The organism is Bacillus sp. P4_D3, assembly GCF_056401855.1.
The window spans coordinates 1-1,264 of the sequence record NZ_JBFUIN010000831.1; the positions used below are offsets into that span (position 1 = coordinate 1).

General features: G+C 35.7%; 3 protein-coding genes. All 3 read left to right on the forward strand.

Annotated features, from left to right (window positions below; genetic code table 11):
* Positions 1-391 (forward strand): copper homeostasis protein CutC (locus tag AC1DTM_RS27085; protein ID WP_477001339.1); only part of this gene is annotated, 391 nt, incomplete at its 5' end.
* A 23-nt stretch (positions 392-414) separates the two neighbouring features.
* Positions 415-966, forward strand: a complete 552-nt coding sequence (lepB, locus tag AC1DTM_RS27090) for a signal peptidase I (protein ID WP_002084707.1) — start codon at positions 415-417, stop codon at positions 964-966.
* A gap of 156 nt (positions 967-1,122) precedes the next feature.
* Positions 1,123-1,264 (forward strand): helix-turn-helix domain-containing protein (locus AC1DTM_RS27095; RefSeq protein WP_477001340.1); only part of this gene is annotated, 142 nt, incomplete at its 3' end.

The following is a 1,264-nucleotide window of genomic DNA, read 5'->3' on the forward strand; positions in this document are numbered from 1 at the left end:
AAATGAAGTTGATGAAGAGAAATTAGCAGATTTATTATCTGTTGTAGATGGAATAAATGTAACGTATCACCGTGCGATAGATGATACAGAAAATCCAGTAGAAGCGATGAAAGCTTTGAAGAAATTCAATAAAGTTACTCACGTGTTAACTTCAGGCGGACAAGGAAATGTAGTAGATAATATTCCGGTGCTCAGAGAGATGCAAAAGGAAAGTGAAGGGAATATACAGCTTGTTGTCGGAAGCGGAGTAACGAAAGAGAATGTAAAACAATTACTAGATGAAACTGGAATTAGGCAGGCGCATGTAGGTACAGCGGTTAGAGAAGGTAAGTCATGTTTTTCTGAAATTGACCTAAAGTTAGTACAAGAGTTAGTTGGAATAATAAAGTAAGTATTTAAGAAAGAGGAGAGACGATGAAGACGAATACGAAGAAAGAATTGATCTCATGGATTAAAACGATAGGTATTACCCTTGCGATTGCCTTTATCGTTCGTGGGGTGCTATTTACGCCGTCATTAGTACAAGGTGAGTCGATGATGCCAACTTTAGAAAATAATGAGCGAGTTCTCGTGAATAAGATTGGTTATAGTATAAGCGGGTTAGACCGTTTTGACGTTATCGTCTTCCACGGAAAAGAAGGGTACGATTTAGTAAAACGAGTAATTGGTTTACCAGGTGATACAGTTGAGTATAAAGATGATGTTTTATATGTAAACGGAAAAGCGATGGAAGAACCGTATTTAAAAGAATTTAAAGAAAAGGCGTCAGGTCGTGTATTAACTCCTGATTTTACGTTAGAACAAATCACAGGGAAAACGAAAGTGCCAGAAGGCCAAGTGTTTGTTTTAGGAGATAATCGTGAAGTATCTAAAGACGGTCGTATGTTTGGGTTTATTTCAGAAGATGAAATTGTCGGAAAAGGACAAGCTGTTTTCTGGCCGTTGAAACAAGTGAGAGCGTTATAAAGTAAAGCAAAAGTATGGGAGAAATATTCTTCCATACTTTTTTGTTTGTGAAAAATATATTGATAGAATTGAAAGAATATTTTATAATTTTAAATTATAGGTTTGTTTCGAAAAACGGAATTTAAGTTCCGAAATTCGGAACTTAAAGGAGATAGGATGAGTATAAATAAAACGGCAGTTAAGACAATGGATATTTTGGAGTTGTTTTATGAGCATGAGGAGCTAAGTTTAACAGAGATGGTTCAGCTTACGAATATGCCGAAAACATCTGTTTATCGTTTAATTGACTCGTTAGAAG

Coding starts and splice junctions, on each gene's coding strand:
- lepB (WP_002084707.1), top strand. CDS start 415: ATGAAGACGAATACGAAGAAAGAATTGATCTCATGGATTAAAACGATA.